General features: G+C 66.8%; 21 protein-coding genes. 14 read left to right on the top strand and 7 right to left on the bottom strand.

Features of this window, described 5'->3' with window-relative positions:
• The 3 genes from E3T33_RS11595 to E3T33_RS11605 all read right to left on the bottom strand — a co-directional run.
• The coding region (locus E3T33_RS11595) for a DEAD/DEAH box helicase (RefSeq protein ID WP_134575345.1) at nucleotides 1-1,460 on the bottom strand (1,460 nt) is incomplete at its 3' end.
• 263 nt (nucleotides 1,461-1,723) lie between these two features.
• A complete protein-coding gene (locus E3T33_RS11600) occupies nucleotides 1,724-2,362 on the bottom strand; it encodes a DUF1684 domain-containing protein (protein ID WP_092322425.1) in 639 nt (212 codons plus the stop codon).
• 4 nt (nucleotides 2,363-2,366) lie between these two features.
• On the bottom strand, nucleotides 2,367-2,873 hold the full coding sequence (locus E3T33_RS11605) for a hypothetical protein (RefSeq protein ID WP_092322423.1): 507 nt from the start codon (nucleotides 2,871-2,873) through the stop codon (nucleotides 2,367-2,369).
• 42 nt (nucleotides 2,874-2,915) lie between these two features.
• Between E3T33_RS11605 and E3T33_RS11610 the strand changes: the two genes are divergently transcribed.
• From E3T33_RS11610 to E3T33_RS11620, 3 genes are all read left to right on the top strand, one after another.
• A complete protein-coding gene (locus E3T33_RS11610) occupies nucleotides 2,916-3,359 on the top strand; it encodes an EVE domain-containing protein (RefSeq protein ID WP_241982928.1) in 444 nt (147 codons plus the stop codon).
• Nucleotides 3,360-3,501: 142 nt separating this feature from the next.
• Nucleotides 3,502-4,767 (top strand): hypothetical protein, encoded by a 1,266-nt coding sequence (locus E3T33_RS11615; protein ID WP_092322419.1) that lies wholly within the window; start codon nucleotides 3,502-3,504, stop codon nucleotides 4,765-4,767.
• A gap of 112 nt (nucleotides 4,768-4,879) precedes the next feature.
• Nucleotides 4,880-5,434: a 2-phosphosulfolactate phosphatase gene (locus tag E3T33_RS11620; RefSeq protein ID WP_092322418.1), complete on the top strand. Its 555-nt coding sequence runs from the start codon at nucleotides 4,880-4,882 to the stop codon at nucleotides 5,432-5,434.
• A gap of 11 nt (nucleotides 5,435-5,445) precedes the next feature.
• Here E3T33_RS11620 and E3T33_RS11625 read toward each other — a convergent pair whose 3' ends face one another.
• From E3T33_RS11625 to E3T33_RS11640, 4 genes are all read right to left on the bottom strand, one after another.
• The gene (locus E3T33_RS11625; protein ID WP_092322416.1) at nucleotides 5,446-5,937 is read right to left on the bottom strand and encodes a SprT-like domain-containing protein; all 492 of its coding nucleotides are present in this window, start codon (nucleotides 5,935-5,937) and stop codon (nucleotides 5,446-5,448) included.
• Nucleotides 5,937-7,013: a PQQ-dependent sugar dehydrogenase gene (locus E3T33_RS11630; RefSeq protein ID WP_241982929.1), complete on the bottom strand. Its 1,077-nt coding sequence runs from the start codon at nucleotides 7,011-7,013 to the stop codon at nucleotides 5,937-5,939. Before E3T33_RS11630 ends, E3T33_RS11625 begins: the two co-directional genes overlap by 1 nt.
• Nucleotides 7,014-7,220: 207 nt before the next feature.
• Nucleotides 7,221-7,805: a hypothetical protein gene (locus E3T33_RS11635; RefSeq protein WP_241977136.1), complete on the bottom strand. Its 585-nt coding sequence runs from the start codon at nucleotides 7,803-7,805 to the stop codon at nucleotides 7,221-7,223.
• Between the two features lie 147 nt (nucleotides 7,806-7,952).
• Complete coding sequence (locus E3T33_RS11640) at nucleotides 7,953-8,822, bottom strand: fused MFS/spermidine synthase (RefSeq protein WP_134575347.1); 870 nt, start codon at nucleotides 8,820-8,822, stop codon at nucleotides 7,953-7,955.
• A 346-nt stretch (nucleotides 8,823-9,168) separates the two neighbouring features.
• Between E3T33_RS11640 and rpoB the strand changes: the two genes are divergently transcribed.
• From rpoB to E3T33_RS11695, 11 genes are all read left to right on the top strand, one after another.
• Nucleotides 9,169-12,660, top strand: coding sequence for a DNA-directed RNA polymerase subunit beta (rpoB, locus tag E3T33_RS11645; protein WP_092322411.1), 3,492 nt, complete (start codon nucleotides 9,169-9,171; stop codon nucleotides 12,658-12,660).
• A gap of 44 nt (nucleotides 12,661-12,704) precedes the next feature.
• Complete coding sequence (locus E3T33_RS11650; protein ID WP_092322408.1) at nucleotides 12,705-16,601, top strand: DNA-directed RNA polymerase subunit beta'; 3,897 nt, start codon at nucleotides 12,705-12,707, stop codon at nucleotides 16,599-16,601.
• 99 nt (nucleotides 16,602-16,700) lie between these two features.
• Complete coding sequence (locus E3T33_RS11655) at nucleotides 16,701-17,411, top strand: hypothetical protein (RefSeq protein WP_134575348.1); 711 nt, start codon at nucleotides 16,701-16,703, stop codon at nucleotides 17,409-17,411.
• 165 nt (nucleotides 17,412-17,576) lie between these two features.
• Nucleotides 17,577-19,247, top strand: coding sequence for an ATPase, T2SS/T4P/T4SS family (locus E3T33_RS11660; RefSeq protein ID WP_092322405.1), 1,671 nt, complete (start codon nucleotides 17,577-17,579; stop codon nucleotides 19,245-19,247).
• A 19-nt stretch (nucleotides 19,248-19,266) separates the two neighbouring features.
• Nucleotides 19,267-20,751, top strand: coding sequence for a type IV pilus twitching motility protein PilT (locus tag E3T33_RS11665; protein WP_277870638.1), 1,485 nt, complete (start codon nucleotides 19,267-19,269; stop codon nucleotides 20,749-20,751).
• Nucleotides 20,752-21,981 (top strand): type II secretion system F family protein, encoded by a 1,230-nt coding sequence (locus E3T33_RS11670; RefSeq protein ID WP_241982930.1) that lies wholly within the window; start codon nucleotides 20,752-20,754, stop codon nucleotides 21,979-21,981.
• A 135-nt stretch (nucleotides 21,982-22,116) separates the two neighbouring features.
• Nucleotides 22,117-22,524, top strand: coding sequence for a prepilin-type N-terminal cleavage/methylation domain-containing protein (locus E3T33_RS15700; protein WP_092322402.1), 408 nt, complete (start codon nucleotides 22,117-22,119; stop codon nucleotides 22,522-22,524).
• Between the two features lie 133 nt (nucleotides 22,525-22,657).
• Nucleotides 22,658-23,086 carry a type II secretion system protein gene (locus tag E3T33_RS11680; RefSeq protein WP_134575349.1) on the top strand — a complete coding sequence of 143 codons (429 nt, stop codon included), beginning with the start codon at nucleotides 22,658-22,660 and terminating at the stop codon, nucleotides 23,084-23,086.
• Nucleotides 23,086-23,670 (top strand): hypothetical protein, encoded by a 585-nt coding sequence (locus E3T33_RS11685; RefSeq protein WP_092322399.1) that lies wholly within the window; start codon nucleotides 23,086-23,088, stop codon nucleotides 23,668-23,670. The genes E3T33_RS11680 and E3T33_RS11685 overlap by 1 nt, the downstream gene beginning before the upstream one ends.
• Entirely contained in the window at nucleotides 23,661-25,295 is a 1,635-nt protein-coding gene (locus tag E3T33_RS11690; protein WP_134575350.1) for a polymer-forming cytoskeletal protein, read from the top strand. The genes E3T33_RS11685 and E3T33_RS11690 overlap by 10 nt, the downstream gene beginning before the upstream one ends.
• A gap of 3 nt (nucleotides 25,296-25,298) precedes the next feature.
• Nucleotides 25,299-26,132: an A24 family peptidase gene (locus tag E3T33_RS11695; protein ID WP_092322396.1), complete on the top strand. Its 834-nt coding sequence runs from the start codon at nucleotides 25,299-25,301 to the stop codon at nucleotides 26,130-26,132.
• The last annotated feature ends 8 nt before the right edge of the window (nucleotides 26,133-26,140 follow it).

The following is a 26,140-nucleotide window of genomic DNA, read 5'->3' on the forward strand; positions in this document are numbered from 1 at the left end:
AGGCCGCCGGTGCGACCGGAGCCCTGAGCCGAGCGTCCGCCGTTGCCCTGGGGTGCGTGGCCGCGGCCGGATGCTGCGGGGCGCTCGCCGCGCTCGTGGCGGTTCCCGCCGGGGGCGACGTCGTTGCTGCGGCCACCGCGGCCCCCGGCGCCCTGACCTCCACGGCCGTTGTCACGGTCGTCGCGGTTGACGCGCTTGCGCTGGGCGTTGGCGCCCTGCGAGCGTCCGCCCTGCGACTGGCCCTGCGGCTGCTCGATGCGCGGGACGGGCTTCACATAGGCGGCAACCTCGCCGACGAGGGCGTCCACGGCGGGCGAATGCGCGGTGACGCGCTGCGGAGTCACCTTGATGGCGGCCTTCTTCAGCAGGGCGTCCGTGTCGCGCTTCTGCTCGGGGAGCACGACGGTGACGACGTCACCGGCGCTGCCGGCGCGGGCGGTGCGGCCCGAGCGGTGCAGGTACGCCTTGTGCTCTGCGGGCGGGTCGACGTGGATGACGAGTTCGATGTCGTCGACGTGCACGCCGCGGGCGGCGACATCCGTGGCGACAAGCACCTTGACGGTGCCGGCGCTGAACGCGGCCAGGTTGCGGTCGCGGGCCACCTGCGAGAGGTTGCCGTGCAGGTCGACCGAGGGGATGCCGGAGTCGGTGAGCGACTTGGCCAGCTTCTTGGCCTGGTGCTTGGTGCGCATGAAGAGGATGCGGCGTCCGCTGCCCGAGGCCAGCTTCTGCACGAGCGCCTTCTTGGAGTCGGTGCCGTCGACCTCGAACACGTGGTGGGTCATCGCGGAGACGTGGCTGGTGGCCTCGTCGACCGAGTGCAGCACCTCGTTGTTCAGGAAGCGGCGGACGATCTTGTCCACGCCGTTGTCGAGCGTCGCCGAGAACAGCAGGCGCTGTCCGCCCTTGGGGGTCTTGTCGAGGATGCGGGTGACAACGGGCAGGAAGCCGAGGTCGGCCATGTGGTCGGCCTCGTCGAGCACGGTGATCTCGACCGAGTCGAGGTTCACGAAGCCCTGCTTCATGAGGTCCTCGAGGCGGCCGGGGCAGGCCACGACGATGTCGACGCCGGCCTTGAGGGCCTGCACCTGGCGGCCCTGCGACACGCCACCGAAGATGGTTGTCGTGTTGAGGCCGTAGGCCTCGGCCAGCGGGGTGAGCGCCGCGGTGATCTGGGTGGCCAGCTCGCGGGTCGGGGCGAGGATCAGGCCGAGCGGGCGACCCGGGCGACGCTTGCCGCCGGCGAGCTTGCCGCCGAGGCGCGCCACCATGGGCAGCGAGAACGCGAGGGTCTTGCCGGAGCCGGTCTTCCCGCGGCCGAGCACGTCGCGTCCGCCGAGGGTGTCGGGCAGGGTGTCGACCTGGATCGGGAAGGGGCTGTCGATTCCCTGGCTCGTCAGGATGGTGACGAGGGGAGCCGGCACGCCGAGCGTGCTGAAAGATGAAGAAGTTGCAGACAAAGTGGTGCCTTTCGGGCATCAGAGTCCTCGCCGGATCGCACGCCGCGATGGCGACGATCCGGGATCAGGGAGGAATCACATGGCGAAGGTGCCGAAGGGCACATCCGTTCGCCGTAAGAAAGTGACATTCGAAAAATCGGGCCGGGCCTGCAGGTGATGCGGGAGGCCTCGATAAGAAGAGGGCGTTCTACGACGCAGCAAGCGCAGCAATGCACTCGCAAGTGATTCCAGCTTAGCGGATGCTGTCAAGTCGGGTCAGAAAGCTAGTACTGACGCGGGTGGTACAGCTCGCCGACCGGCACGTCGACCGGCACGATATTGCCGGCCTGGGGGAGCGGGCAGGCCCACATCGGGTCGAAGGCGCACGATGGGTTGTAGGCGAAGTTGAAGTCGAGGATGAGGGTGTCGTCGTCCACGCCTGGGCCGAGGTCCGCGCCCTTGACGGTGTCGAGCAGGTAGCGCCCGCCGCCGTAGGTTCCGCCGGGTTTGCCGGCCAGGGCGTCTTTGAGCGGCAGGAACAGGCCGCCCGCGTAGCCGGCGAGGCGCCACACGTCCAGCACGCCGATGTAGGGCAGCCGAACCGTGCCGACGAGGTCGAACGGGACCGCGCCATCCGTTCCGGTCTCGACCACCATGCGCAGCGGTTCCTCGGCGCGGTGCACCTCGGCCTCGAACCGCCAGTCGGGGTCGTAGGCGGCGATGGGCAGGCCGGTGAACGCGGCGCGGTCATCCGGAAGCAGCGGCGACGACGGATGCCCGGCGAAGAGTTCGTCGCGGCCGGAGCGCCACAGCTCGTGGCCTGCGGCCGGGTTCTGCACGCTGAGCTGCCGCACTCCGGCGTAGAGGCCGAAGACCCGGCGCCGCCAGTCGACGAGCTGCAGGGCGCCCAGTGTTGAACTCATTCCGTCAGGCTAGCGGGATGTCGGCGCCGAGGTCGAGGCGCCAGGTGGGGGCGAGGCGCTTGAGCCGCAGCGCCCGCCACTGCCAGAACGCCCAGAAAGCGGGCCACAGGGCGAGGGTCGCCGGGCCGGCTCGGAAGACGAGCTGATCCCGGTAGAGCGTCTTGCCGGTGCCGGCCGGGTCGGGGGCGATCGCCATCCGGTGGTCCCACAATGTCACCGCGGCCAGCGAGCCGGACGTGCCCCGCCCGGTGTCGCGCAGGATGCGCACGCCGTCGGGCCTCGTGGTCGCCATGGTCAGCCGGATGACCTGCTCGCCGAGCGGCACCAGGCCCAGCCCGCGCAGCGCGACGGGGTGCTCGCCGGACTCCCACACGGTGGGGAAGCCCTCGTCGCCGAGCGACTCCATCCTGACGAGCGGCGAACTCACCTCGGCGAAAACGGCCGGGCTTCGGATGGCGCGCCAGGCGGCATCCGGGGGGCAGTCGAGAATTTCTTTCAGCAGCACGCGCATGCCCCCAGTCTCTGTGGAAGCGGGATGGGATACAACTGGAGCGTGGCAATCCGATACTGGCTGGGCGTTGCGCAGCGCGAAAACGTGCGGCGCGGGGTCGCCATGGGCATCGCCCAGGTCAGTAACGGCGCGCGGGAGGCGCTGGAGAGCATGCGGGACTCTGACGGGATCGTCTACTACTCGCCCAAATCCGACTTCGAGGGCGAGCCGCTCAAATCGTTCACCGCGATCGGGTGGGTGGCCGACGACACGGTCTTCCAGCCCGCCGAGTCCCCGGCGGGCGGCTACCGGCCGTGGCGGCGCCGGGTGGAGTACGACCCGGGCGCCGTGGAAGCGCCCATCCGCCCGCTCCTGCCCCTGCTCGACCTCACCCGCGGAAATCCGGACTGGGGGTATCAGCTCAGGCGCGGCCTGCTCGAGATCTCCCGGCATGACTTCGAGGAGATCCGCCGGCAGATGCGGCGACCCTCGGCCGACGACCGGTAGCGCCGGCACCTGGCTCGCCGAGTTCGCCCGTTCCGGTTGAGTTTGGCCGGCGCACCCGGGCAACTCGACCGGAACCGGTCAACGCGGCGCAGGCCGGCGGATGCGCCGGGCCGGGCCCCGGGGGATCGTTAGACTCGCGACTATGACTGGCGAACTGTGGTGGGTACCTTCGGTCATTGTCTTCGGTGCGGTCCTAGCCCTCGTCGCGCTCACCGTGATGCTCGCCGGGCGGCGACGCCGGCAGCGTGAGGGGGTCGCTGACGCGGCGGCGGCCGACCTCGCCCGCACGGCCTCGATCGGCCTCGTGCGTGCCGATGACGTCATCCAGGCTGCCACCGACGAACTGGGTTTCGCGATCGCGCAGTTCGGGGAGAAGGCCACCGGCGACTTCGCGGCGGCGCTCGCCGTGTCCCGCCGCCAGTTGGGCGACGCCTTCTCCGTGCAGCAGAAACTCGACGACGCGATGCCCGACAGCGCCGCCGAACGGCGGCGCTGGAGCGAGCAGATCATCGAGCTCACCGCGGAGGCCACGGCGCGCCTGGACGAGCAGACCCGGGACTTCGACGCAAAACGCGGCATGGAGCTGGACGCCCCGCGCCGGCTCGACCAGCTGAGCCGGCGCCTGGACCGGGTCGCCGACCGCCTCAAATCCGGGGCGGCGAGCCTGGACCGCCTGGGCCGGACGTACGACGCCCCGGCCCTCGCTCCGATCATTGGCAATGTGGCGCGGGCGAAGAGCGCCCTCGACGAGGCACGATCCGCGGCCGACGTCGCCGCCGACCGGCTGGAGCGCGGGGCGACCGAGCCGGTGGGAGAACAGATGCGCGAGGCCGAGCGCGGCCTGTTTCTCGCCACCCGACTGCTCGATGCGATCGAAACCGGCGAGGACGAGCTGCACATCGGCCACGCCGGCCTGGTCACCGCCCTCGACGCGGCCGAGACGGAACTCGCCGAGGCGCGCGCGCTGCGCGACCGCCACGAGGAAGCCGACACGAGCGCCGACCTCAACCAGGTCATCGCCGAGGCCGGCCGGGTGCTCGGCGAGCTGCGGGATCCGACCAGGCTGAGTCATCCGTCGGTGGACCTCGCCCGTCTCCGGGACGCGATGGACGGCCTCGACGTCATGCGCTCCGCGGCACGGAACCGCCAACTGCGCCTCGAGAACGCGCGCACCGCGCTGGGCGGCGCGCTGCTCGCGGCCCGCAGCCAGATCACGCTCACCCGCGATTTCATCACCGGGCACCGCGGCCGGGTGGGAGCGGCGGCCCGCACCCGTCTCGCCGAGGCCGAACGGCAGCTAGCGCTCGCCGAGGCCGAGGCCGACCCGGTCACCGCCCTCGACGCCGCCCGCCGGGCCATGACCCTCGGGACGGATGCCGAGGCCCTCGCCCACTACGACGCCGCCTGAGCCGCCCGTCCCGCCCCGCCGTTCCCGCGCGTGAGGGGTCGCATATCGACCTTCCCGAGGGCAACGAAGGTCGATATGCGACCCCTCACGCGGAGTTAGCTAGCCTTGGGGGGTGATTGACGAGCAGCCGCAGCAGAAGTACCAGGTGAGGTTCGACTGGGGGCTGGCGGGGTTCCAGGCCCTCGCGGCGCAGGCGGACGTCGTCATCCTCGCCGACGCGCTGCCCGGGACCGATGCCGAGAGCGGCTACCCGACACCGCTCGCCGCGCACCAGGTCATCGCCGCCGGGTTCGGCAATCGCAGCGCCGTGGCCGAGTGGGTGCTCGCCCGCCAGACCGAGAAGGGCGACCGATTCGCCGTCGCCGTCATCGCCGTGGGGGAGCGCCGCCCCGACGGCACACCGCGCGTCGCCGTCGAAGACCTCCTCGTCGCAGGTGCCGTGATCGACGCCCTCACCGGCCTCGGCATCGACCATTGTTCTCCGGAGGCGGCCGCGGCATCCGCGGCCTTCGTGGGCTTGAAGCGCGCGCTGCGGCACCTCACCAGCGCCTCCGAAACCGGCCAGGCGCTCGCCCGAGCCGGCCGGGAGCTCGAGGTGGAAGCCGCGGGGCGGCTGGACGACTCCTGCACCGTGTTGGCACTCGGGGAATTTACCTTTCCAGCCTGAACCCCGGGCGGTCAGCTGGCGGCCGCTGCCGCCCGGCGCCGGGCCGCCGCGGTGATCTCGCGCCGGTCCCAGGTGATCAGGTGGGCGCGGTTGAACCCGCGGCCGCACAGCCCGCAGGCCAGCGCGCGGGTCGGCTGCCGGTACCGGTAGTGCGTGTGCCCGGCCGGGCAGGTTCCCACCCAGGGAGCGAGCTCGTCGGCGATCTCGCCGTCGTGCGTGCGCTTGCCGTCGTAGCCGAGGTCGAGGGCGACCTTTTTCCACCTCGGGCCGTGGGCGGCGCGAGGGCCGGCGAGCGCGTGGGCGACCTCGTGCAGCAGGATCTGGTGGATCTCGTCGTCGTCGTACCGGGCCGCAAGGTAGCGGGAGACGGTGACGCGCCGGGCGGTGAAGTTGCAGAGGCCCGCGCGCTTCTTCGCGTTGTCGAAGTCGAAGGTCCAGCTGGGGTCGAGGTGCAAGGCGATGAGCGCATTCGCCCACCGGCGCACTCGGTCGAGGTCTGCCATCAGGGCGCCACCTCCACCTGGTACAGCCGGTCGTCGCCGGGAGCGGGGCTGCCCCGGCCATCCGTATTGTTGCTCACAAACCACAGTGTGCCATCCGGACCCGGCACCACATCGCGCAGCCGCCCGTAACTGTGCACAAACCAGTCGCTGGACTCGCCTGTCGAGGGGTCGATGCGCCACAACCGCTGGCCGCGCAGGCTCGCCATGAAGACGGTGTCGCCCACGATCGCGATCCCGCTGGGGCTGGCCTGGTCCGTCGGCCACTGGACCAGGGGGTCGACGAAGCCCTCGCGGTCCCCGGTCCCCTCGACGATCGGCCAGCCGTAGTTCGCGCCCGCCGTGATCTCGTTGAGCTCGTCCCAGGTGTTCTGGCCGAACTCGCTCGCCCAGAGCCGACCCCGGGAGTCCCACGCGATCCCCTGCGGGTTGCGGTGCCCGTAGGAGTAGACGAGCGTACCGAACGGGTTGTCGGTCGGCGCCCGGCCGGTCGGCGTCATCCGCAGGATCTTGCCGCCGAGCGAGTCCCGGTCCTGCGCGTTCGCACCGTTCCCGGCGTCGCCGGCCGTCGCGTAGAGCAGTCCGTCCGGTCCGAACGCGATGCGGCCGCCGTTGTGGTTCCCGGCCTTCGGGATGCCGTCGAGCACGAGCTCGGGAGCGCCCAGGGTGAGGCGTCCCGCGGGGCCGTCGAGGGGCATCCGCACGATGCGGTTGTCGTCGGCGGCCGTGAAGTAGGCGTACACCCAGCCCTGCCCGCCGGGGGCCGCATTGTCCGCGAGGAACGCCAGGCCGAGGAGGCCGCCCTCACCGGATGGCCGGGCATCGGCGACGGCACCGGCCCGCCGCAGGCTTCCGTCGCGGCGCAGTTCACGGATGAGCGTCGTGTCGCGTTCGCTGATCAGGGTGCCGCCGCCGGGAATGCGCAGGATCGACCACGGTGCGGCCAGGCCGGAGGCGATGACGACGGGGTCGCCGACCGGGTGCACCGGGCGCGGAACGGCTCCGGGCGACGGACTCGAAGACGGGACGTCCCGGCTCGGCGTCGATGTCGAGGCGGAAGGTGCGGGGGCGCTCGCCATGCAGCCGGAGAGCGCGAGAAGCACACTTGCTGCCAGCGCAGCCGGTGCCACAGACCCCGCCCGCATGTTCACGTTCCACCTCGTTGACGTTCGCAGGTCGACACCCGCTGGTGACAGCATGGCGCAGATCGGCGGGTGCGGCGAGTGCGGCGAGGCATGGCGCGGGTCTGCGCGCTCGGCGCTGCCTCCGCAGCCGAGGAGTGCGGGTCAGCGCGCCTGGTCGCGCTCGGCGATGAAGGATTCGACGACGGCGACCGCGATCAGCGAGCTCTCGAGCTGGTCGGCCGGGGCGCCGCCTTTCTCCCGCAGGAACACGGCCGCGGTGAAGTCGGTCAGCGCGTCCTCGAGGTTGCCCTGGTCGAAATGCACCTTGCCCCGGTGCTGCCGGGCAAAGGCGGCAACGTGGGTCCAGTCGTGCGTCTCGGCGTCGGCCACGCAGTGCGTCAGTTCGTAGGCGGCATCGTCGAGCTTGCCCTGGGCCTGCAGCACCTGGGCGCGACGGATGCGGCATGCCGTGAGCTGCTCGCGGGACCCGGTGAACCGGGCCTGGCGGGTGGCCTCGTTGGCGAGGTCCCAGGCCTCGTCGAGTCGGCCGAGCAGGCGCAGCAGCGCGGCCTTCTCATTGAGCGCGGACAGGCTGCGCAGCGCCCCGAGTTCGTCGAGGCGTTCCGCGGCGGCCCGGAGGTCGACCTTTTCGCGCAGGGTGACTGCGTCGTAACCGATGATGATGCTCAGGGCGTGTTCCTGTAGTCCAAGGCGGCACGTGCCGCGTACGGGGGGTGAGTCTTCCACACTAACTCGGCCGCCGCGGGCTGAGCCCCAGACGCGCCCCGGGTCGCCGTTCGGCTCGCCGACTTTGCCTGTTGCGGTCGAGATTGGCCGGTGCGCCTGGCAAAGTCGACCGCAACCGGCAAACTCGGCGCACGGGCCGGGTGCGGCTCAGTTGCCGATCTGGAAGACCGTGCGGCCTGGGAGCGGCGACGGCGTGGCCGTGGCATCCGTCGACACGGCGGCCGTGGCCATGAACTGACGGAACTCGGCGCCTTCGATCACCTTCGCCGGGTGCGGACCGCCGGCCAGCAGCCGCGGGATCCAGTCGGTGTCGATCGGCGTGTTCGCGGCCACGAAGACGATGTTGCCGAAGCGGCGGCCCTTGAGCACCTGCGTCTCGGCCAGCCCGATCACGTGCGCGAACACGGCGGACAGCGTGGCGGCCTGGCCGCGGGCGAAGGCCAGGCCGGGCCCGTCGGCGACGTTCACGGCGAGCACCCCGCGCGGGCTCAGCAGCGGCGCGGCCAGTTCGTAGAACTCTCGGCTGGTCACGTGCGCGGGGGTGCGCGCGCCGGAGAAGACGTCGACGACCACGAGGTCGACCGCGCCGCGCAGCCCCGCGGGCAGCTTGCCGAGCACCTCCCGGGCGTCGCCGTGCCGTACGCGCAGCTGGGCGCGCTTGTCCCAGGGCAGCTCGGCGCGCACCAGGTCGATCAGGTCGCTCTCGAGTTCGATCACCTGCTGGCGTGAGCCGGGCCGGGTGGCCTCGACGTAGCGGGGGAGCGTCAGGGCTCCGCCGCCGAGGTGCACCGCGGTGATCGGCTCGCCGGGGTCGCCGATCAGGTCGATGACATGGCCGATGCGCTGCACGTACTCGAAGAACAGCTCGCCCGGGTTGTCCATGTTCACGTGCGACTGCGGCGTGCCGTCCACGATCAGCTGGAAGCTTCCCGGCGTGAAGCGGTCGGGCTCGATCACGGCCACGTGCCCGCTCAGCTTCAAAACGATCGACGGATGCTGCTGCTCGCCCCTGCTCATCCCCCCATCTTCCCCCGTCCGCACGCGTTCGTCCCCCGCGAACCAGCAGTCGTGCGCGTTATTCGGGGGTTTTAACTCGCACAAGTGCGGTTTCGCGGAGGGGGCGAAGCGGGGTTATACCTGAGAATTTGCACAAGGTCAAGAATCCAGTGGACACGGCGATTCAAAAACAATATGATTGATCTTTGCGCTCCCAGATTAACTCTGCCTTCATATTGCGGTCGGCTTTGCGTGCTCAAGCCAACTTGCGGCACATCTTCCACGAGGTCTCAGACTTCAGAGGGTCTGTGGAGTAATCCCTTAATAACAGTAACTAGGCCTGACGGGGTCCACGGAGGTTATTTTCTTGGCTGCTGCGCGCAACGCAACCACCAACTCACCCAAGAACGGTCGCTCAGCAGAGCGTCTTTCGTTCGCAAAGATCAGCGACAACCTCACTGTTCCGGATCTGCTCGCTTTGCAGACCGAGAGCTTTGACTGGCTTGTCGGGAACGACATCTGGAAGGCGCGCCTCGCTGAGGCGCAGAAGGCCGGTCGTCAGGACCTGCCCAGCCGTACCGGACTCGACGAAATCTTCGAAGAGATCTCTCCCATCGAGGACCTCGGCGAAACGATGCAGTTGTCGTTCACCAACCCGGAGCTCGAGCCGGAGAAGTACACCATCGACGAGTGCAAGGAAAAGGGCAAGACCTACTCCGCACCGCTCTATGTGAACGCTGAGTTCATGAACCACCTCACCGGTGAGATCAAGACCCAGACCGTGTTCATGGGTGACTTCCCCCTCATGACGCCCAAGGGCACCTTCGTGATCAACGGCACCGAGCGTGTCGTCGTCTCGCAGCTCGTGCGTTCGCCCGGCGTCTACTTCGACCGCCAGCAGGAGAAGACCTCCGACAAGGACATCTACTCCGCTCGCGTCATCCCGAGCCGTGGTGCCTGGCTCGAATTCGAGATCGACAAGCGCGACCAGGTCGGCGTTCGCATCGACCGCAAGCGCAAGCAGTCCGTGACCGTCTTCCTCAAGGCGCTCGGACTCACCAGCGAGGAAATCCTCGAGGAGTTCAAGGGCTTCGCGTCCATCGAGCTCACCCTCGAGAAGGACAACATCCTCACCAAGGAAGAAGCCCTCAAGGACATCTACCGCAAGCTCCGCCCGGGCGAGCAGGTTGCCGCCGAGGCCGCACGCGCGCTCCTGGACAACTTCTTCTTCAACTCCAAGCGCTACGACCTGGCCAAGGTTGGTCGTTACAAGATCAACCGCAAGCTCGGCCTCGAGGCCCCGCTCAGCGACTCCGTACTGACGCTCCAGGACATCCTGGCCACGATCAAGTACCTCGTCGCGCTGCACGACAACCAGACGACGATCGTCGGCACCCGCGAGGGCAAGAAGACCGACATCCGGATCGACATCGACGACATCGACCACTTCGGTAATCGTCGTATCCGCGCCGTCGGCGAGCTGATCCAGAACCAGGTCCGCACCGGCCTGTCCCGCATGGAGCGCGTCGTTCGCGAGCGCATGACCACGCAGGACATCGAAGCGATCACCCCGCAGACCCTGATCAACGTGCGCCCCGTCGTTGCCGCGATCAAGGAGTTCTTCGGGACCTCGCAGCTCTCGCAGTTCATGGACCAGAACAACCCGCTCGCCGGACTGACGCACAAGCGTCGCCTGTCCGCGCTGGGCCCGGGTGGTCTGTCCCGTGACCGCGCCGGCGTCGAGGTGCGAGACGTTCACCCCTCGCACTACGGCCGCATGTGCCCGATCGAGACCCCGGAAGGCCCGAACATCGGCCTGATCGGTTCGCTCGCATCGTTCGCTCGGATCAACGCCTTCGGTTTCATCGAGACCCCGTACCGCCGTGTAGTCAACGGCAACGTCACCACGGACATCGACTACCTGACCGCGTCGGAGGAAGACGAGTTCATCGTCGCCCAGGCAAACGCGCCGCTCACCAAGGACTCGCACTTCGCGCAAGACCGCGTGCTGGCTCGTAAGAAGGGTGGAGAGGTCGACCTCTTCCCCGCCGACGAAATCGGTTACATGGATGTCTCGCCGCGCCAGATGGTGTCGGTCGCGACCTCGCTCATCCCGTTCCTCGAGCACGACGATGCCAACCGCGCGCTCATGGGCGCCAACATGCAGCGTCAGGCCGTGCCGCTTCTGCTCAGCGACAGCCCGCTCGTCGGAACCGGTATGGAGGTCTTCGCGGCCATCGACGCCGGCGACGTGCTCACCGCCGACAAGGCCGGTGTGGTGATGGAGGTTTCGGCCGACGTCGTCACCATCCAGCTGGACGAGGGCGGAACGCAGGACTACTACCTGCGCAAGTTCGCCCGCTCCAACCAGGGAACGAGCTACAACCACCGCGTCATCGTCAATGCGGGCGACCGTATTGAGGTCGGCGAGGTCATCGCCGATGGCCCGGCCACCGACAACGGAGAGCTCGCCCTCGGAAAGAACCTCCTCGTGGCATTCATGCCGTGGGAGGGTCACAACTTCGAGGACGCGATCATCCTGAGCCAGAACCTGGTGAAGGACGACACCCTCTCCTCGATTCACATCGAGGAGTACGAGGTCGACGCCCGCGACACCAAGCTGGGCAAGGAAGAGATCACTCGCGACCTGCCCAACGTGTCGCCTGACCTCCTCGCCGACCTCGACGAGCGTGGCATCATCCGGATCGGTGCCGAGGTTCGCCCCGGCGACATCCTCGTGGGCAAGGTCACGCCGAAGGGCGAGACCGAGCTGTCCGCCGAGGAGCGCCTGCTGCGCGCGATCTTCAACGAGAAGAGCCGCGAAGTTCGCGACACGAGCCTGAAGGTTCCCCACGGTGAGCGCGGCACGATCATCGGCGTCAAGGTGTTCGACTCGCAGGATGGCGACGACGAGCTCGGCTCGGGCGTCAACCAGCGCGTTGCCGTCTTCATCGCCCAGAAGCGCAAGATCACCGAAGGTGACAAGCTTGCCGGCCGTCACGGCAACAAGGGTGTCATCTCCAAGATCCTGCCCGTCGAAGACATGCCGTTCCTCGCCGACGGTACCCCGGTTGACATCATCCTCAACCCGCTGGGTATCCCCGGTCGAATGAACTTCGGCCAGGTGCTCGAAACCCACCTCGGCTGGATCGCCAAGCAGGGCTGGAACGTCGAGGGCAAGCCCAAATGGGCTGCCAAGCTCCCCGAGCAGGCGCACAGCGCGGCCCCGGGCACCAAGGTTGCGACCCCGGTGTTCGACGGCGCGCTCGAGGCCGAGATCGAGGGTCTTCTGGACTCGACGACCAAGACCCGCGATGGCGACCGCCTGATCGACTCCACCGGAAAGACCATGCTGTTCGATGGCCGCTCCGGCGAGCCGTTCCCGCGGCCGATCTCCGTTGGCTACATGTACATCCTGAAGCTCCACCACCTGGTCGACGACAAGATTCACGCACGTTCGACCGGTCCGTACTCCATGATCACGCAGCAGCCGCTGGGTGGTAAGGCGCAGTTCGGTGGACAGCGTTTCGGTGAGATGGAGGTGTGGGCGCTCGAAGCATACGGAGCCGCTTACGCCCTGCAGGAACTCCTGACCATCAAGTCGGACGACATCCTCGGCCGCGTCAAGGTGTACGAAGCGATCGTCAAGGGCGAGAACATCCAGGAGCCCGGTATTCCGGAGAGCTTCAAGGTTCTGATCAAGGAAATGCAGTCGCTGTGCCTGAACGTCGAGGTGCTCTCGGCGGACGGTACCGCAGTCAGCCTGCGCGACACGGATGACGAGGTCTTCCGCGCTGCGGAGGAACTGGGCATCAACATTTCCACCCGGTTTGAGTCGTCATCCATTGACGACATCTAAGCCTGGCCACTGAAGAGACTTCGAAAACTTTCCAAGGAGAGAAATTGCTCGACGTAACAACATTTGACGAGCTTCGCATTGGCCTGGCTACCGCCGACGACATCCGTCGTTGGTCGCACGGTGAGGTCAAGAAGCCCGAAACCATCAACTACCGCACGCTCAAGCCGGAAAAGGACGGGCTGTTCGGCGAACAGATCTTCGGCCCGTCCCGCGACTGGGAGTGCTCCTGCGGCAAGTACAAGCGAGTGCGCTTCAAAGGCATCGTTTGTGAGCGCTGTGGCGTCGAGGTCACCAAGTCGTCGGTGCGCCGTGAGCGCATGGGCCACATTGAGCTCGCCGCCCCGGTCACCCACATCTGGTACTTCAAGGGTGTTCCCTCGCGTCTCGGCTACCTGCTGGACATGGCCCCGAAGGACCTCGAAAAGGTCATCTACTTCGCGGCGTACATGGTCATCACGGTTGACGAAGACGGTCGCCACCAGGACATGCCTGGCCTGGAGAACGAACTGCGCCTCGAGATCAAGACCATCGAGGGTCAGCGCGATTCCCGGATCGCCGACCGCCTGCAGCGCCTCGAAACCGACCTCGCAGCACTGGAGGCCGAGGGCGCCAAGAGCGACCAGAAGAAGCGTGCCAAGGACTCGGCCGAGAAGGAGATGAGCCAGGTCCGCAAGTCCCTCGACGAGCAGATCGCTCACCTCGAGCGCGTGTGGGAAGACTTCCGCACCCTCAAGGTCGGCGACCTGAAGCCCGAGGACTCGGTCTTCCACGAGCTGCAGGACCGCTTCGGCATGTACTTCGACGCCTACATGGGTGCCGAAGCCATCAAGAAGCGCCTGCTGGCCTTCGACCTGGTCACCGAAAGCGAAAACCTGCACCTGCAGATCGCCGAGGGCAAGGGCCAGAAGAAGATCCGTGCGATCAAGCGCCTCCGCGTGGTCAACGCATTCATCATGACCGGCAACTCGCCGGCCGCGATGGTGCTCGACGTCGTGCCGGTCATCCCGCCGGAACTGCGCCCGATGGTGCAGCTCGACGGTGGCCGCTTCGCGACCTCCGACCTCAACGACCTCTACCGTCGTGTGATCAACCGCAACAACCGCCTGCGTCGTCTGCTTGACCTCGGTGCTCCCGAGATCATCGTGAACAACGAGAAGCGGATGCTGCAGGAAGCCGTTGACGCGCTCTTCGACAACGGCCGTCGTGGCCGCCCCGTCACTGGTACCGGCAACCGCGCCCTCAAGTCCCTGAGCGACATGCTCAAGGGCAAGCAGGGTCGCTTCCGCCAGAACCTGCTCGGCAAGCGCGTCGACTACTCGGGCCGTTCGGTCATCGTCGTCGGCCCGCAGCTCAAGCTGCACCAGTGTGGTCTGCCCAAGCAGATGGCGCTGGAGCTGTTCAAGCCGTTCGTGATCAAGCGCCTGATCGACCTGAGCCACGCTCAGAACATCAAGGCCGCCAAGCGCATGGTTGAGAGGAGCCGCCCGCAGGTCTGGGACGTGCTCGAGGAGATCATCCGCGAGCGCCCCGTGCTGCTGAACCGCGCACCGACGCTTCACCGCCTGGGAATCCAGGCGTTCGAGCCTCAGCTCGTTGAGGGTAAGGCCATCCAGCTGCACCCCCTCGTCTGTGCCGCGTTCAACGCCGACTTCGACGGTGACCAGATGGCAGTCCACCTGCCGCTGTCGATGGAAGCCCAGGCCGAGGCGCGCATCCTGATGCTCGCGTCGAACAACATCCTGAAGCCGTCAGACGGCCGCCCGGTGACCCTGCCCACACAGGACATGATCATCGGTCTGCACCACCTGACCACGCTCAAGGAAGGCGTCGAAGGCGAAGGCCGTGCGTTCTCCTCCACGTCAGAGGCGATCCTCGCCTTCGACCAGAAGTCGCTCGACCTCAACGCCAAGGTGCGCATCCGCCTGACCGACAAGTACTTCACCGAGGGCACGCAGCCCGAAGGCGTCGAGCTTGTCAATGGCCAGGCCGTGGGAACGGTCCTCGTGACCACCACGCTCGGACGCGCGATCTTCAACGAGGCCATGCCGGTCGACTACCCGTACTTCGAGAAGGTGGCCGACAAGGGCACGCTCTCCGGGATCGTCAACGACCTCGCCGAGCGCTACCCGAAGGTGGAAGTTGCCGCGACGCTTGACCGCGTCAAGGACGCCGGTTTCTACTGGGCTACCCGCTCAGGCGTGACCGTCGCCCTCAGCGACATCCTGACCCCGCCGAACAAGCCGCAGATCGTTGCCGGCTACGAGAAGCAGGCCGCCAAGGTCCAGTCGCAGTTCGAGAAGGGTCTGACGACCGACCTCGAGCGTCGCCAGGAGCTCATCCAGATCTGGACCCGCGCAACGGAAGACGTTGCCAAGGCCATGCAGGAGAACTTCCCGGAAGACAACACGATCAACCGCATGGTGACATCCGGTGCTCGTGGTAACTGGCTGCAGGTGCGCAACATCGCCGGTATGCGAGGCCTGGTGAACAACCCGAAGGGTGAGATCATCCCTCGCCCGATCATCTCGAGCTACCGCGAAGGCCTGTCCGTCGCCGAGTACTTCATTGCTACTCACGGTGCTCGTAAGGGTCTGGCCGACACGGCGCTTCGTACCGCCGACTCGGGTTACCTCACGCGTCGTCTCGTGGACGTTTCGCAGGATGTCATCATCCGCGAAGACGACTGTGGAACGACCAAGGGCCTCGAGCTGCCGATCGCCGTCGCCGACTCGACCGGGGCACTGGTTCGCCACCCCAACGTCGAGAACGCGGTTTACGCTCGCAGCCTGGCCGCTCCCGCGGTCAACGCCAAGGGCGAGGTCGTCGCAGACGCCGGAGCCGACGTGGGCGACGTGCTCATCGGCAAGCTGGTCGAAGCGGGCGTTGAGAACATCAAGGTGCGTTCGGTGCTCACGTGTGAGTCGGCCGTCGGTGTGTGTGCTGTCTGCTACGGCCGCTCGCTTGCCACCGGGCTGCTCGTCGACATCGGTGAGGCCGTCGGTATCATCGCCGCACAGTCCATCGGTGAGCCGGGTACCCAGCTCACGATGCGTACCTTCCACACCGGTGGTTCGGCATCCGCCGACGACATCACCCAGGGTCTGCCGCGCGTGCAGGAACTGTTTGAGGCGCGTACCCCCAAGGGTGCATCGCCGATCGTCGACACCGCCGGCCGCATCACGATCGAGGACACGGACCGCAGCCGCAAGGTGATCCTGACCCCCGACAACGGCGACGAAGCGATTGCCTACCCGGTGCTCAAGCGTTCGACCCTCCTCGTTGAGGACGGCCAGCACGTCGAGCTCGGCACGCAGATCATCATCGGCGCCGTCGACCCGAAGGAAGTTCTTCGAGTCAAGGGTGTGCGCGAGGTGCAGAAGCACATCGTCGGTGGCGTGCAGGATGTCTACCGTTCGCAGGGCGTGCCGATCCACGACAAGCACATTGAGGTCATCGTTCGCCAGATGCTCCGCAAGGTGACCGTTGTGGACCACGGCGACACCGGCCTGCTGCCGGGCGAGCTCGTTGACCGGTTGAAGTACAACGAGCTCAACCGCACCGCGCTCACCGAGGGCAAGAAGACGGCTTCGGCTCGTCAGGAAGTCATGGGTATCACCAAGGCTTCGCTGGCAACCGAGTCGTGGCTGTCGGCCGCTTCCTTCCAGGAGACCACCCGGGTTCTGACCCAGGCGGCCATGGAAGGCAAGAGCGACCCGCTGATGGGCCTCAAGGAGAACGTGATCATCGGTAAGTTGATCCCGGCCGGCACCGGTCTTCCCCGCTACCGCGACGTCAACGTCGAGGCAACGGATGAAGCCAAGGCTGAGCGTTACCCGAACCGCATCTTCACCGATGATGCGTCGTTCACCGAGGGTGACCTGAGCTTCGTCGACTTCGACAGCTTCTCGTCTGACGACGCGACGCCCGGTACGTACAACTAGTACTGCGTTTAGTCCAACGGATGGCCCCCTGCTTCGGCAGGGGGCCATCCGTCGTTCACGGTGAGCGATAAGGTAGAGCCAATCTCGAAGGGGTAACCGGTGGCCGCTGATCGAGCTCGACGCGCGCCGGGTGCCGGGCGGCCCGTCGGGGCGCCGCGGCCCTGGGTCTTCGTGCTGCTTGCGGTCGCCGTGATCGCGGTCGTCGTCCTGGTGGTCCTGGCCCTCCTGCCCAGGGGGACCAGCCCGACCACCCCGACCGGCCCGGATGCCCCCGCCGCGCGCCCGGTGCCCAGCTCTCCCGCGACAGCCCTGCCGATCACTCCGACCCCTACGCCCGTGGCCGACGACGGGACGCCGCGGCCGACCAGCTGCGACGAGCTCTACAGCCCGTCGATGGTGGAGGCCATGGGCGACCTCGTGCTGAACCCGGCCTGGGCGACCGCCCCCGGCGCCGAGGTGCTCTACGGATCCGACGATGCAGCGCTCCGCAGGGTCATTGACACGGCCGAGAACCTGACCTGCATCTGGGGCACCGCGGCGGGCGGCTCCGACACCGGCGTCGTCACCGACCTCGTCTGGGTCACACCGGCGCAGAGCGGCGCGGTCAAGGCCCGGCTCGAGGAGGCCGGCCTCCGCTGCTACGAGGAGCTCGAGGGCCTCCGCTGCGTCATCCAGACGACCACGGAGTCCGGAACGTTCGGCGAATCGCACTTCCTGCGCGACGGCATCTGGCTGGCCACCAAGTACACGAACGCCGGCCCCGACGGCTACACGCACGACATCATCGCCAATGTCTGGAAGGCCGCGTAGCTTCTCGGGACATCCGGCGCCGACTCACCCCCAGATCGCGGGACTGTCGAGCGTGTCGGCCCGCCGGTACCGTTAGCCTTGAGCTAAATCACACCCCGGGCACAGCCTTACCCTGCACCGCCCGACGGTTCCGCATGCAGCGCCCGACCCGGGGGGAGTACCAACGTGGCAACCCTGACCGAAATCCTGATCCTGCACGGCCTCCTGCCCATCGAGGTGCTCGACACCCTCATGTCCGGCGATCCGGCCGACGAGAGCGCCGTGCGCGCCCTGGTCAAGAGCGGCGTGATCAGCGAGATCCAGTTCGCCAGGGCCGTCGCCGCGCAGGCGAACCTGCCCTTCGTCGAGCTGCTCGACTACCCGGTTGACCGGCTCGCCGTCTCGCTCGTTCCCGCCGCAGTCTGCCGACGCCACAACGTGCTCCCGATCAAGATCGACGGCGGCCACCTCGTACTCGCCATGGTCGACCCCGGCAACGTCTTCGCCATCGACGACGTGCGCGAAGCGGCACGGATGCGTGTTGTCCCGGTCGTCGCAGAACGCTCCGACCTGCTCGGCGCCCTCGCCCGCTACCACCGGGCCGACGACGAACTCAGCGACCTCACCTCCACCCTGGAGGACGAGAACGCCGCAATCGAAAGCTCCTCGTTCGGGCTGGCCGATGCCGGCGACGACGACGCCCCGATCGTGCGGTTCGTCAACCTGTTGGTCAGCCAGGCGATCCAGGACCTGGCCTCGGACATCCACATCGAGCCGGCCGAGAACAGCCTGCGCGTGCGTTACCGCATCGACGGCGTGCTGCACGAGATGCAGACCGCGCCGAAGAGCATCCAGAACGGCGTGATCTCGCGGCTCAAGATCATGAGCGACATCGACATCGCCGAGCGTCGCAAACCGCAGGACGGCCGCATGTCGGTCAGCCACGGCGGCCGCAAGATCGACCTGCGCGTGGCGACCCTGCCCACGGTGTGGGGCGAGAAGATCGTCATGCGAATCCTCGACAACGCGAGCACCACCATGAGCCTCTCGGCCCTCAACCTGCTCGAGTACAACGCCGAGGCCTACAAGACGGCGTACTCCAAGCCGTACGGGATGATCCTTGTGACCGGGCCCACGGGCTCGGGCAAGTCGACGACGCTGTACACGACCCTGAACTCGGTCGCCCGGCCGGAGATCAACGTGATCACCGTCGAAGACCCGGTGGAGTACCGGATGGCGGGCATCAACCAGGTGCAGGTCAACGTCAAGGCCGGCCTCACCTTCGCCAGCGCCCTGCGCTCGATCCTGCGTTCAGACCCCGACGTCGTGCTGCTCGGTGAGATCCGCGACCACGAGACGGCGCAGATCGCGATCGAGGCAGCCCTCACCGGCCACCTCGTGCTCTCCACTCTGCACACCAACAACGCGCCCAGCGCGATCACTCGCCTCACCGAGATGGGGATCGAGCCGTTCCTGGTCGGCTCCGCGCTCGACTGCGTCGTGGCCCAGCGGCTCGCGCGTCGCCTCTGCCCGCGTTGCAAGGCGCCCGGCGAGCATGACGCGTCCGAGCTGCAAAGCCTGGGCATACGCTTCGATCCGAATCTCCCGCTGCCGACGCTGTACAAGCCGGTCGGATGCGCGAGCTGTTCCAACACCGGCTACCGAGGGCGCGTCGCCGTGCACGAGGTCATGACGGTTTCGGAAGAGATCGAACGCCTCACGGTTGCCCGCGCGTCGAGCGCGGACATCTCCAGGGCCGCGTGCGAGCAGGGGATGCTCACGCTGCGTGAAGATGGTTGGGCGAAAGTTCGACTTGGTTTGACGTCCATCGAGGAAATTCTCCGGGTGGTCGCATAGTGCCGAAGGGGAAATCCGCATGAACCAGCCCATCTACGAGATTCCGGTCACGCCGCCGGGCACCACGGCGGCCAGCTGGAGCCTCAGCGAGCCCGAAACCGAGTCCGGGCTCGCGGAGGCCATGGCCGCTGCTGCCGCCCAGGCCGCGGCCCGGATGGAGACCCACACGGACAGCCGTGCGGAAGGCCACGCGGAAAGACAGTCGGCCTCCGGCGTCATCGACTTCGACCCGCCCACCCTGCGCCTGCCGGTGCCGTCAGTGCCGTCGGTGACGACCCCCGAGGTGCCGCTCGGCCAGTTCGAGGGCGTCGCCGAGGCAGACATCGTCACCTTCGCCGAACGCCCCCGCCGCACCCGCGCGGGCGACACCAACGCGCCCGACCCTGACCTCATGGGCGCCCTCGCCGAGGTGCTCGACCTCAACGCCTCCGACCTGCACATCACGGTCGGCGCGCCGCCGAGCATCCGCCTCGACGGCGGCCTCCGGCCCATCGACGGCTCGACCAAGTGGATGCGCGACAAGGTCTTTTCGGCACTGCAGAGCATCCTGACTCCGGCGCAGCGGGAGGAGTTCGAGCGTGAACTCGAACTCGACTTCGCCTACACCGCCGGCGGGGCGCGGTTCCGCGTGAACTACTACCAGCAGCGCAGCTCGATCGGAGGCGCCTTCCGGCTGATCCCGCGCGAGATCAAGCAGCTGAAAGACCTCGGCGTGCCCGAGTCGGTCGCCCAGTTCGCTGCGATCCCGCGTGGCCTCGTGCTCGTCACCGGCCCCACCGGTTCGGGCAAGTCGACCACGCTCGCCGCGCTCGTCGACCTGGTCAACCGCACACGGGCCGACCACATCGTCACGGTCGAAGACCCGATCGAGTTCCTGCACCGGCACCAGAAGTCGCTGGTCAACCAGCGCGAGGTCGGCAGCGACACGCACAGCTTCGCCGCTGCGCTCAAGCACGTGCTGCGGCAGGACCCCGACGTCATCCTGATCGGCGAGCTGCGCGACCTGGAGACGATCTCGGTGGCCCTGACCGCCGCAGAGACCGGCCACCTCGTCTACGCCACGCTGCACACCCAGTCGGCCGCGCAGACGATCGACCGCATCATCGACGTCTTCCCGCCGCACCAGCAGGGCCAGGTACGGGCGCAGCTCGCGGCGACGTTGCAGGGCGTCGTCTGCCAGACCCTGGTGAAGAAGGTCGGCGGCGGGCGTGTGGTGGCCACCGAGGTGCTCGTCACGACCTCGGCCATCGCCAACCTGATCCGCGAGGGCAAGACCTACCAGATCGCCTCCTCGATGCAGGCCGGTCGCAGCCAGGGCATGCACACCATGGACCAGCACCTGGCCGAGCTCGTCAACAGCGGCTTGATCACTCGCCACTCGGCGGAGGAAAAGGCCCAGGACCTGGAGGGCCTCGCCCAGCTCATTCGCCGGGTCGACCCCTCCGACGATCCCATGGCCGGCGGCATCGACTTCGGCGACTCCTTCTCGCCCAAGGGCAAGTAGGTGCCCTCGACCCTGGCCTTCGCGTACAAGGGCCGGAACGCGGCCGGCAAGGTCGTCAAGGGACGACTGGATGCCGCATCCGAGGCTGCGGCGATGGGACGCATGCGCACCATGGGGCTGTCGCCCATCAGCGTGTCGGAAGTCGCTGTGGGCACCGGCCTCAGCATGGAGATCAAGATCCCCGGCTTCGGCAAGGGTGTCGGGCTCAAGGACCTCGCGATCATGAGCCGCCAGATGGCCACGATGACCTCTGCCGGGCTGTCGCTGCTCCGTACGCTGAACATCCTCTCGGAGCAGACTGAGAACAAGGAGCTCGCCCGAATCCTCACGTCGATTCGGAACGACGTCGAATCCGGTGTCTCCCTGTCAGAGGCGATGGACAAACACAACACGGTCTTCCCGCCGATCATGATCAACCTAGTTAAGGCGGGCGAAACCGGCGGGTTCCTTGAGAACTCGCTCAACTCGGTCGCCGGTAACTTCGAATCGGAGGGCAAACTTCGCGACACCATCAAGTCGGCGATGGCCTACCCGACGATCGTGCTCATCATGGCTGTGGTTGCCGTGATCGGCATGCTCACGTTTATCGTTCCGGTCTTCGAGAAGATGTTCAAGAACCTTGGCGGACAATTGCCGCTGCCGACTCAAGTTCTTGTCGTGCTCTCTCAAGCAATGGTGTGGCTGCTCCCCTTGCTCATAGTCGGCGGAATCGTTTTTGCCGTGTGGTGGCGCAAGAACAAGAACACAGAAGTCGTACGCAAGATCTTGGACCCGATCATTTTGAAGCTCCCCGTTTTCGGCCCGTTGATGACCAAGCTGGCCATCGCGCGGTTCAGCCGCAACTTCTCGACGATGATCGGCGCGGGTGTCCCCATCCTGGCGGCACTGAACATCGTCGGCGAGACATCAGGCAACTGGGTAGTCGAGTCTGCCGTGCGTAAGGTGCAGGAGTCCGTGCGACAAGGGAAGTCGATTGCCGGTCCGCTGAGCCTCGAGCCGGTCTTCCCCGCCATGGTCACTCAGATGATCGCCGTCGGTGAAGATGCCGGCGCCCTGGAGCAGATGCTCGGCAAGATAGCCGACTTCTATGACCAGGAGGTGCAGTCCACGGCCGAGCAGCTCACCGCCCTGATCGAGCCCCTGATGATCGCCTTCATCGGAGTCGTCGTGGGCGGCATGATCGTCGCGCTGTACATGCCCATGTTCAGCATCTTCGAATACATCAAGTAGCCGCCCCCTCACTGGGGGCGCGTTATGCCAGAAAACCCCCTGTAAGTGGGATATTGCCCCACGCTGTGGCCCATAAGCTTCAACTCAGGCAACGCAAAAGCCTTTCCCAGCACCCATCCAGTAAAGGACACTCACATGATCAGAAGCATCACTGAGGCGCTTGCCCGCAAGCGTTCAGAACTCGGCCAGAAGGAAAAGGGCTTCACGCTCATCGAGCTTCTCGTCGTCGTCATCATCATCGGCATCCTCGCCGCCATCGCCATCCCCATCTTCCTCAGCCAGCAGAACCAGGCCAAAGATTCGGCCGCAAAGTCGGACCTCGCGACGGCCAAGGTCGCCTATGTGAGCCTGCTCCTCGACACCCCGGCCGGTACAACGACCATCGGAGATCTCACCGCGTACGGATTTGTGAAGTCCGCCGATGTGACAAGCGTCTTGATCAAGACCGGTGGAACGAACTTCTGCATCGACGCTGTCAGCGGTTCGACGGTTGCATACAGCATTACGAACTCCGGTGGAGTCAAGAAGGCAGCTTGCGCCTAGATCGCAGGGCTCCCGGCTCTCCCGTCTGACGCGGAGGAATCGGACCCTTTGGCGGTGGGGCGTCGTTGAAGTGACGCTCCACCGCCGTTTTTGCCATTCAACGCACTCTCAATCCTCAGGAAGGGGTCGGCGCGTGAACAAGCGACTGCGGGTCAACCGCGGACCGTGCGAAGCTGGGTTCGGCCTGATAGAAATTGTCGTCTCAATGTTCCTGCTCGGCCTTCTGTCCGTCGCGTTTCTCCCTCTTCTCGTCACCTCTCTGCAGACTTCCGTTCGCAACTCGACCATCGCCACGGCGACCCAGTTGGTCAACCAGCAAATGGAGCAAGCCCGCGCGGCGGGCGACACCTGTTCTCTCATCACCGCTTTTGGGAGTGCATCCCTGGCCGTCGTTCCTCCTGACGCGCGCGGAGTCAGCTATCAACCGACGCGCAATGTGGAGTCCTGCTCCGCGGTGGTCGCCTATCCGACCACCGTAAAGGTCATCGTGTCCGTTTCGGTTGTCGGGTCGACTGCGCCTGCCCAGACCGCCAGCACGCGAATCTACCTGAGGGCGCCCTGATGCCCTCGCGCAGTGGGGTGTCGGGGCGCGAATCCGCAGAGGTCGGCTTCAGCCTCATCGAGCTGCTGATCTACATGGTGCTCGCAGTCGTCGTGCTTCTGGTCGTGGGTAGTCTCCTCATCAATTCCCTCACTGCTGAGCGCACGGTGCGCGATGCGGCCCAGTCGAGCAGCACGGGCCAGCTTGTCTCGAAGTCTGTAGGCCAGGGCGTTCGCAATTCCAGCTCCATTTGGCGCAGTCCCGCCGGGGCCGTTCCCCAAGTCCTGATCGTCCGAACTGCCGGGACCGCGAGCACCGAGAGCTGGTTCTGCCAGGCCTGGTCCTTCCAAAACGGCCAAATTCGATCCACGAGTTCACCGGACCTCATCCCCACCACAACCGCAAACATCGCGACCTGGACCCTTATCGGGGACGGAATGGCGCCGGTCGCAGGCTTCCCAGTGTTCGGTGGTAGTGGCCGAACCGTCGTCCTCAAGCTCGACGTCGACTCAGGCAAAGGTCAGCCCCTACGCATCGAAACCTCGTTACACAGTCGGCAGCCCGTGCCGGCGACCGGAGTGGAAGTGAGCCTCCCATGTTTCTAGCCGCTGGACTGGACCGTCTTCAGCGCAAGGAGCGCGGGAGCGCGCTGATGGCAGTGCTGGGCGTCATGGCGGTGACCCTCGTAATAGGCATGACGGTTACCGCGGCCACCGTCAATAGCTTGGGTGTCACCAGCAGCAGCCGCGCCTCCGTGCAAGCCAGGGCTGCGGCAGAGGCGGGCGTCGACGTCGCCGCGGTTGGTCTCCAGACCGCCGGCAGCTGTGCCGCGGTCAGTCACGTGTACACGTCCGCGGTCGGGGCGGTTCCGAAGTACAGCGCAGTCATCGAGTATCAGGCGGGCGCGGGCTGGACGGCAGGGTGTCCCACGACTACGACGTCGCAGGTGCGCATCCGGTCCACCGGGTATGCCGAGGCCAACGGAGTCGCCGGTGCCACGTCGGGGGACACGGAGAAGGTCGAAGCCCTCTACGACTACATCCCCGCCTACCCAGGCATCCCCCAGATCGCCGCGACCGGAGCCGCGATCTACGCGGAAACCTTCGCGGCCACGCACAGCCAATTCGGCATCGTCGACCCCATCATCACCGACAGCATCCTGGCCGACGTCCAGGTCGGGCACGGTGACATTGACATCGACTGCAAGACCAATGGGGGAATCGCCGGCAGCGTCATGGCGGGCGACGGATCCATCATCCTGAACAACTGTGACGTCACCGGCTCCATCCACGCGTCGAAGAACGTGACCCTGACCGGCGGGACCGTGCAGGGCGACGTGATCGCAAGCGGCACCGTGACCGTTGGAGGAACCGTCAACGGCAGCATCTGGGCCGGCGGAAACACCACCGTGTCCAGCAGCACGGTGAAGAAATCGATCATCCTGGCGGGAACCGCAACCAGCGTCGCGACCGTCACAGCGGGCTCCACGGTGATGGGTGACCTCCTCTCGAGCGGCACGGCAACCGTCGCCACGGGCGCCGTGCAGGGCACCGTGCGCACCGGCGTCGGCAGCCTGACGCCGCCGCCGGCACCGGTCATTCCGAGCTGGGTGGATGTGCCGTATCCCTACGCGTCCCCCGCCTCGGCAGCGTGGTTCGCCACCTCGACCTGGAAGGGGCAGGGGTATGTCGAGATCCCCTGGGCGGGCGCGCCCGCCAGCTGTTCGATCAAGAACCTCGAAGCAGAGTGGATAAAGGACCTTGTCGTTCCCACGGTGGTGAACGCCCTGAACTGCCCGAACGGCATCACCACGGAGAGCAGCATCAAGCCCATCGCTCTGAATGCCAATGTCGCCATCATCGCCAAGAGCTTCACGATCACCAAGCTCGAGGCGACGGGGGTTGGAGGCAGCCGGAAGCTCTGGCTGATTGTGCCCGACAACACGGCAGACCACGCACCGACTTGTGTGCCACCTGGGGACATCTACCTCAACAACGAGACGAACACCGACGTGACCCTGTCCGTTATGGTCTACACGCCCTGCAACATCTTGATCGACCGCAACAACTGGCGCGGCCAGCTCTACGGCGCGAAGGTGCAGTTCAACCAGCAGGCCCAGATGAATTTTGCCCCGGTGGGTATCCCGGGCGTGAACCTCGGTGGGCCGGCGCCCACGCCGCCGATCCCCGCACACCTGGGAAGCCGAACAAGCTTCCGAGACCTGAGTTAGCTGATGGTTGGCGCACTGGCTGGCGTGGCCGGAGTCTTCGGGTCGCTCATCGGATCGTTTCTGAACGTGGTGATCTTCCGTCTGCCTGCGGGGCGCTCGATTGTCGCGCCGCCGAGTGCGTGTGGCAGTTGTGGCGCCCGGATTCGACCGTGGGACAACGTGCCGGTGGTTTCGTGGCTGCTGTTGCGCGGGAGGTGCCGCGACTGTGCGGCGGGGATCTCGGTGCGGTATCCGCTGGTGGAGCTGGGGACTGCTCTGTTCTTCGGGGTCGTTGCGTGGTGGCTCTTGTCTGGCGTGGTGTCGACAAGCTCCAGCACCGGTAGCGCGACCGCTGGGGTCGCCGCAACGCTGGTCGCTTTTCTGTATCTCGCTGCCGTGAGCGTGGCGCTCGCGATGATCGACCTGGACACGCACACGCTGCCCAACCGGATCGTGCTGCCGGCGTACCCTGTGGCGGCGGTGCTGCTGACCGGCGGCGCCCTCCTGGCGGGAACGCCCGAGCGGCTGCTCACCGCCCTTGCGGGCGGGGCGGCGCTGTTCGGCCTCTACCTGTTGCTTGCGCTCATCTACCCCGGCGGCATGGGCCTGGGTGACGTGAAACTGGCCGGGCTGCTCGGCCTCTACCTCGGCTGGCTCGGCTGGGCTCCGCTCGCCGTCGGCGCGTTCAGCGCGTTCCTGCTCGGCGGAGTCTTTAGTCTTGTGCTTGTCATCACCCGCAGGGCAAACCGGAAGAGCGGTATTCCGTTCGGCCCGTGGATGCTGGCCGGAGCGTGGCTGGGCATTTTCGGCGGCGAAACGATCGCCACTTGGTACCTGTCACTCTTTGGTTTGGCATGACGACACGA

The organism is Cryobacterium sp. TMT1-2-1, assembly GCF_004403955.1.
Classification (GTDB): domain Bacteria; phylum Actinomycetota; class Actinomycetes; order Actinomycetales; family Microbacteriaceae; genus Cryobacterium; species Cryobacterium psychrotolerans.

Bases quoted from the DNA above. Each gene is read 5' to 3' on its own strand.
- E3T33_RS11600 (WP_092322425.1), bottom strand. From the start codon at position 2,362: ATGAGTTCAACACTGGGCGCCCTGCAGCTCGTCGACTGGCGGCGCCGG.
- E3T33_RS11605 (WP_092322423.1), bottom strand. From the start codon at position 2,873: ATGCGCGTGCTGCTGAAAGAAATTCTCGACTGCCCCCCGGATGCCGCC.
- E3T33_RS11615 (WP_092322419.1), top strand. From the start codon at position 3,502: ATGACTGGCGAACTGTGGTGGGTACCTTCGGTCATTGTCTTCGGTGCG.
- E3T33_RS11625 (WP_092322416.1), bottom strand. From the start codon at position 5,937: ATGGCAGACCTCGACCGAGTGCGCCGGTGGGCGAATGCGCTCATCGCC.
- E3T33_RS11630 (WP_241982929.1), bottom strand. From the start codon at position 7,013: ATGGCGAGCGCCCCCGCACCTTCCGCCTCGACATCGACGCCGAGCCGG.
- E3T33_RS11640 (WP_134575347.1), bottom strand. From the start codon at position 8,822: ATGAGCAGGGGCGAGCAGCAGCATCCGTCGATCGTTTTGAAGCTGAGC.
- E3T33_RS11665 (WP_277870638.1), top strand. From the start codon at position 19,267: ATGAACCAGCCCATCTACGAGATTCCGGTCACGCCGCCGGGCACCACG.
- E3T33_RS15700 (WP_092322402.1), top strand. From the start codon at position 22,117: ATGATCAGAAGCATCACTGAGGCGCTTGCCCGCAAGCGTTCAGAACTC.
- E3T33_RS11685 (WP_092322399.1), top strand. From the start codon at position 23,086: ATGCCCTCGCGCAGTGGGGTGTCGGGGCGCGAATCCGCAGAGGTCGGC.
- E3T33_RS11690 (WP_134575350.1), top strand. From the start codon at position 23,661: ATGTTTCTAGCCGCTGGACTGGACCGTCTTCAGCGCAAGGAGCGCGGG.
- E3T33_RS11695 (WP_092322396.1), top strand. From the start codon at position 25,299: ATGGTTGGCGCACTGGCTGGCGTGGCCGGAGTCTTCGGGTCGCTCATC.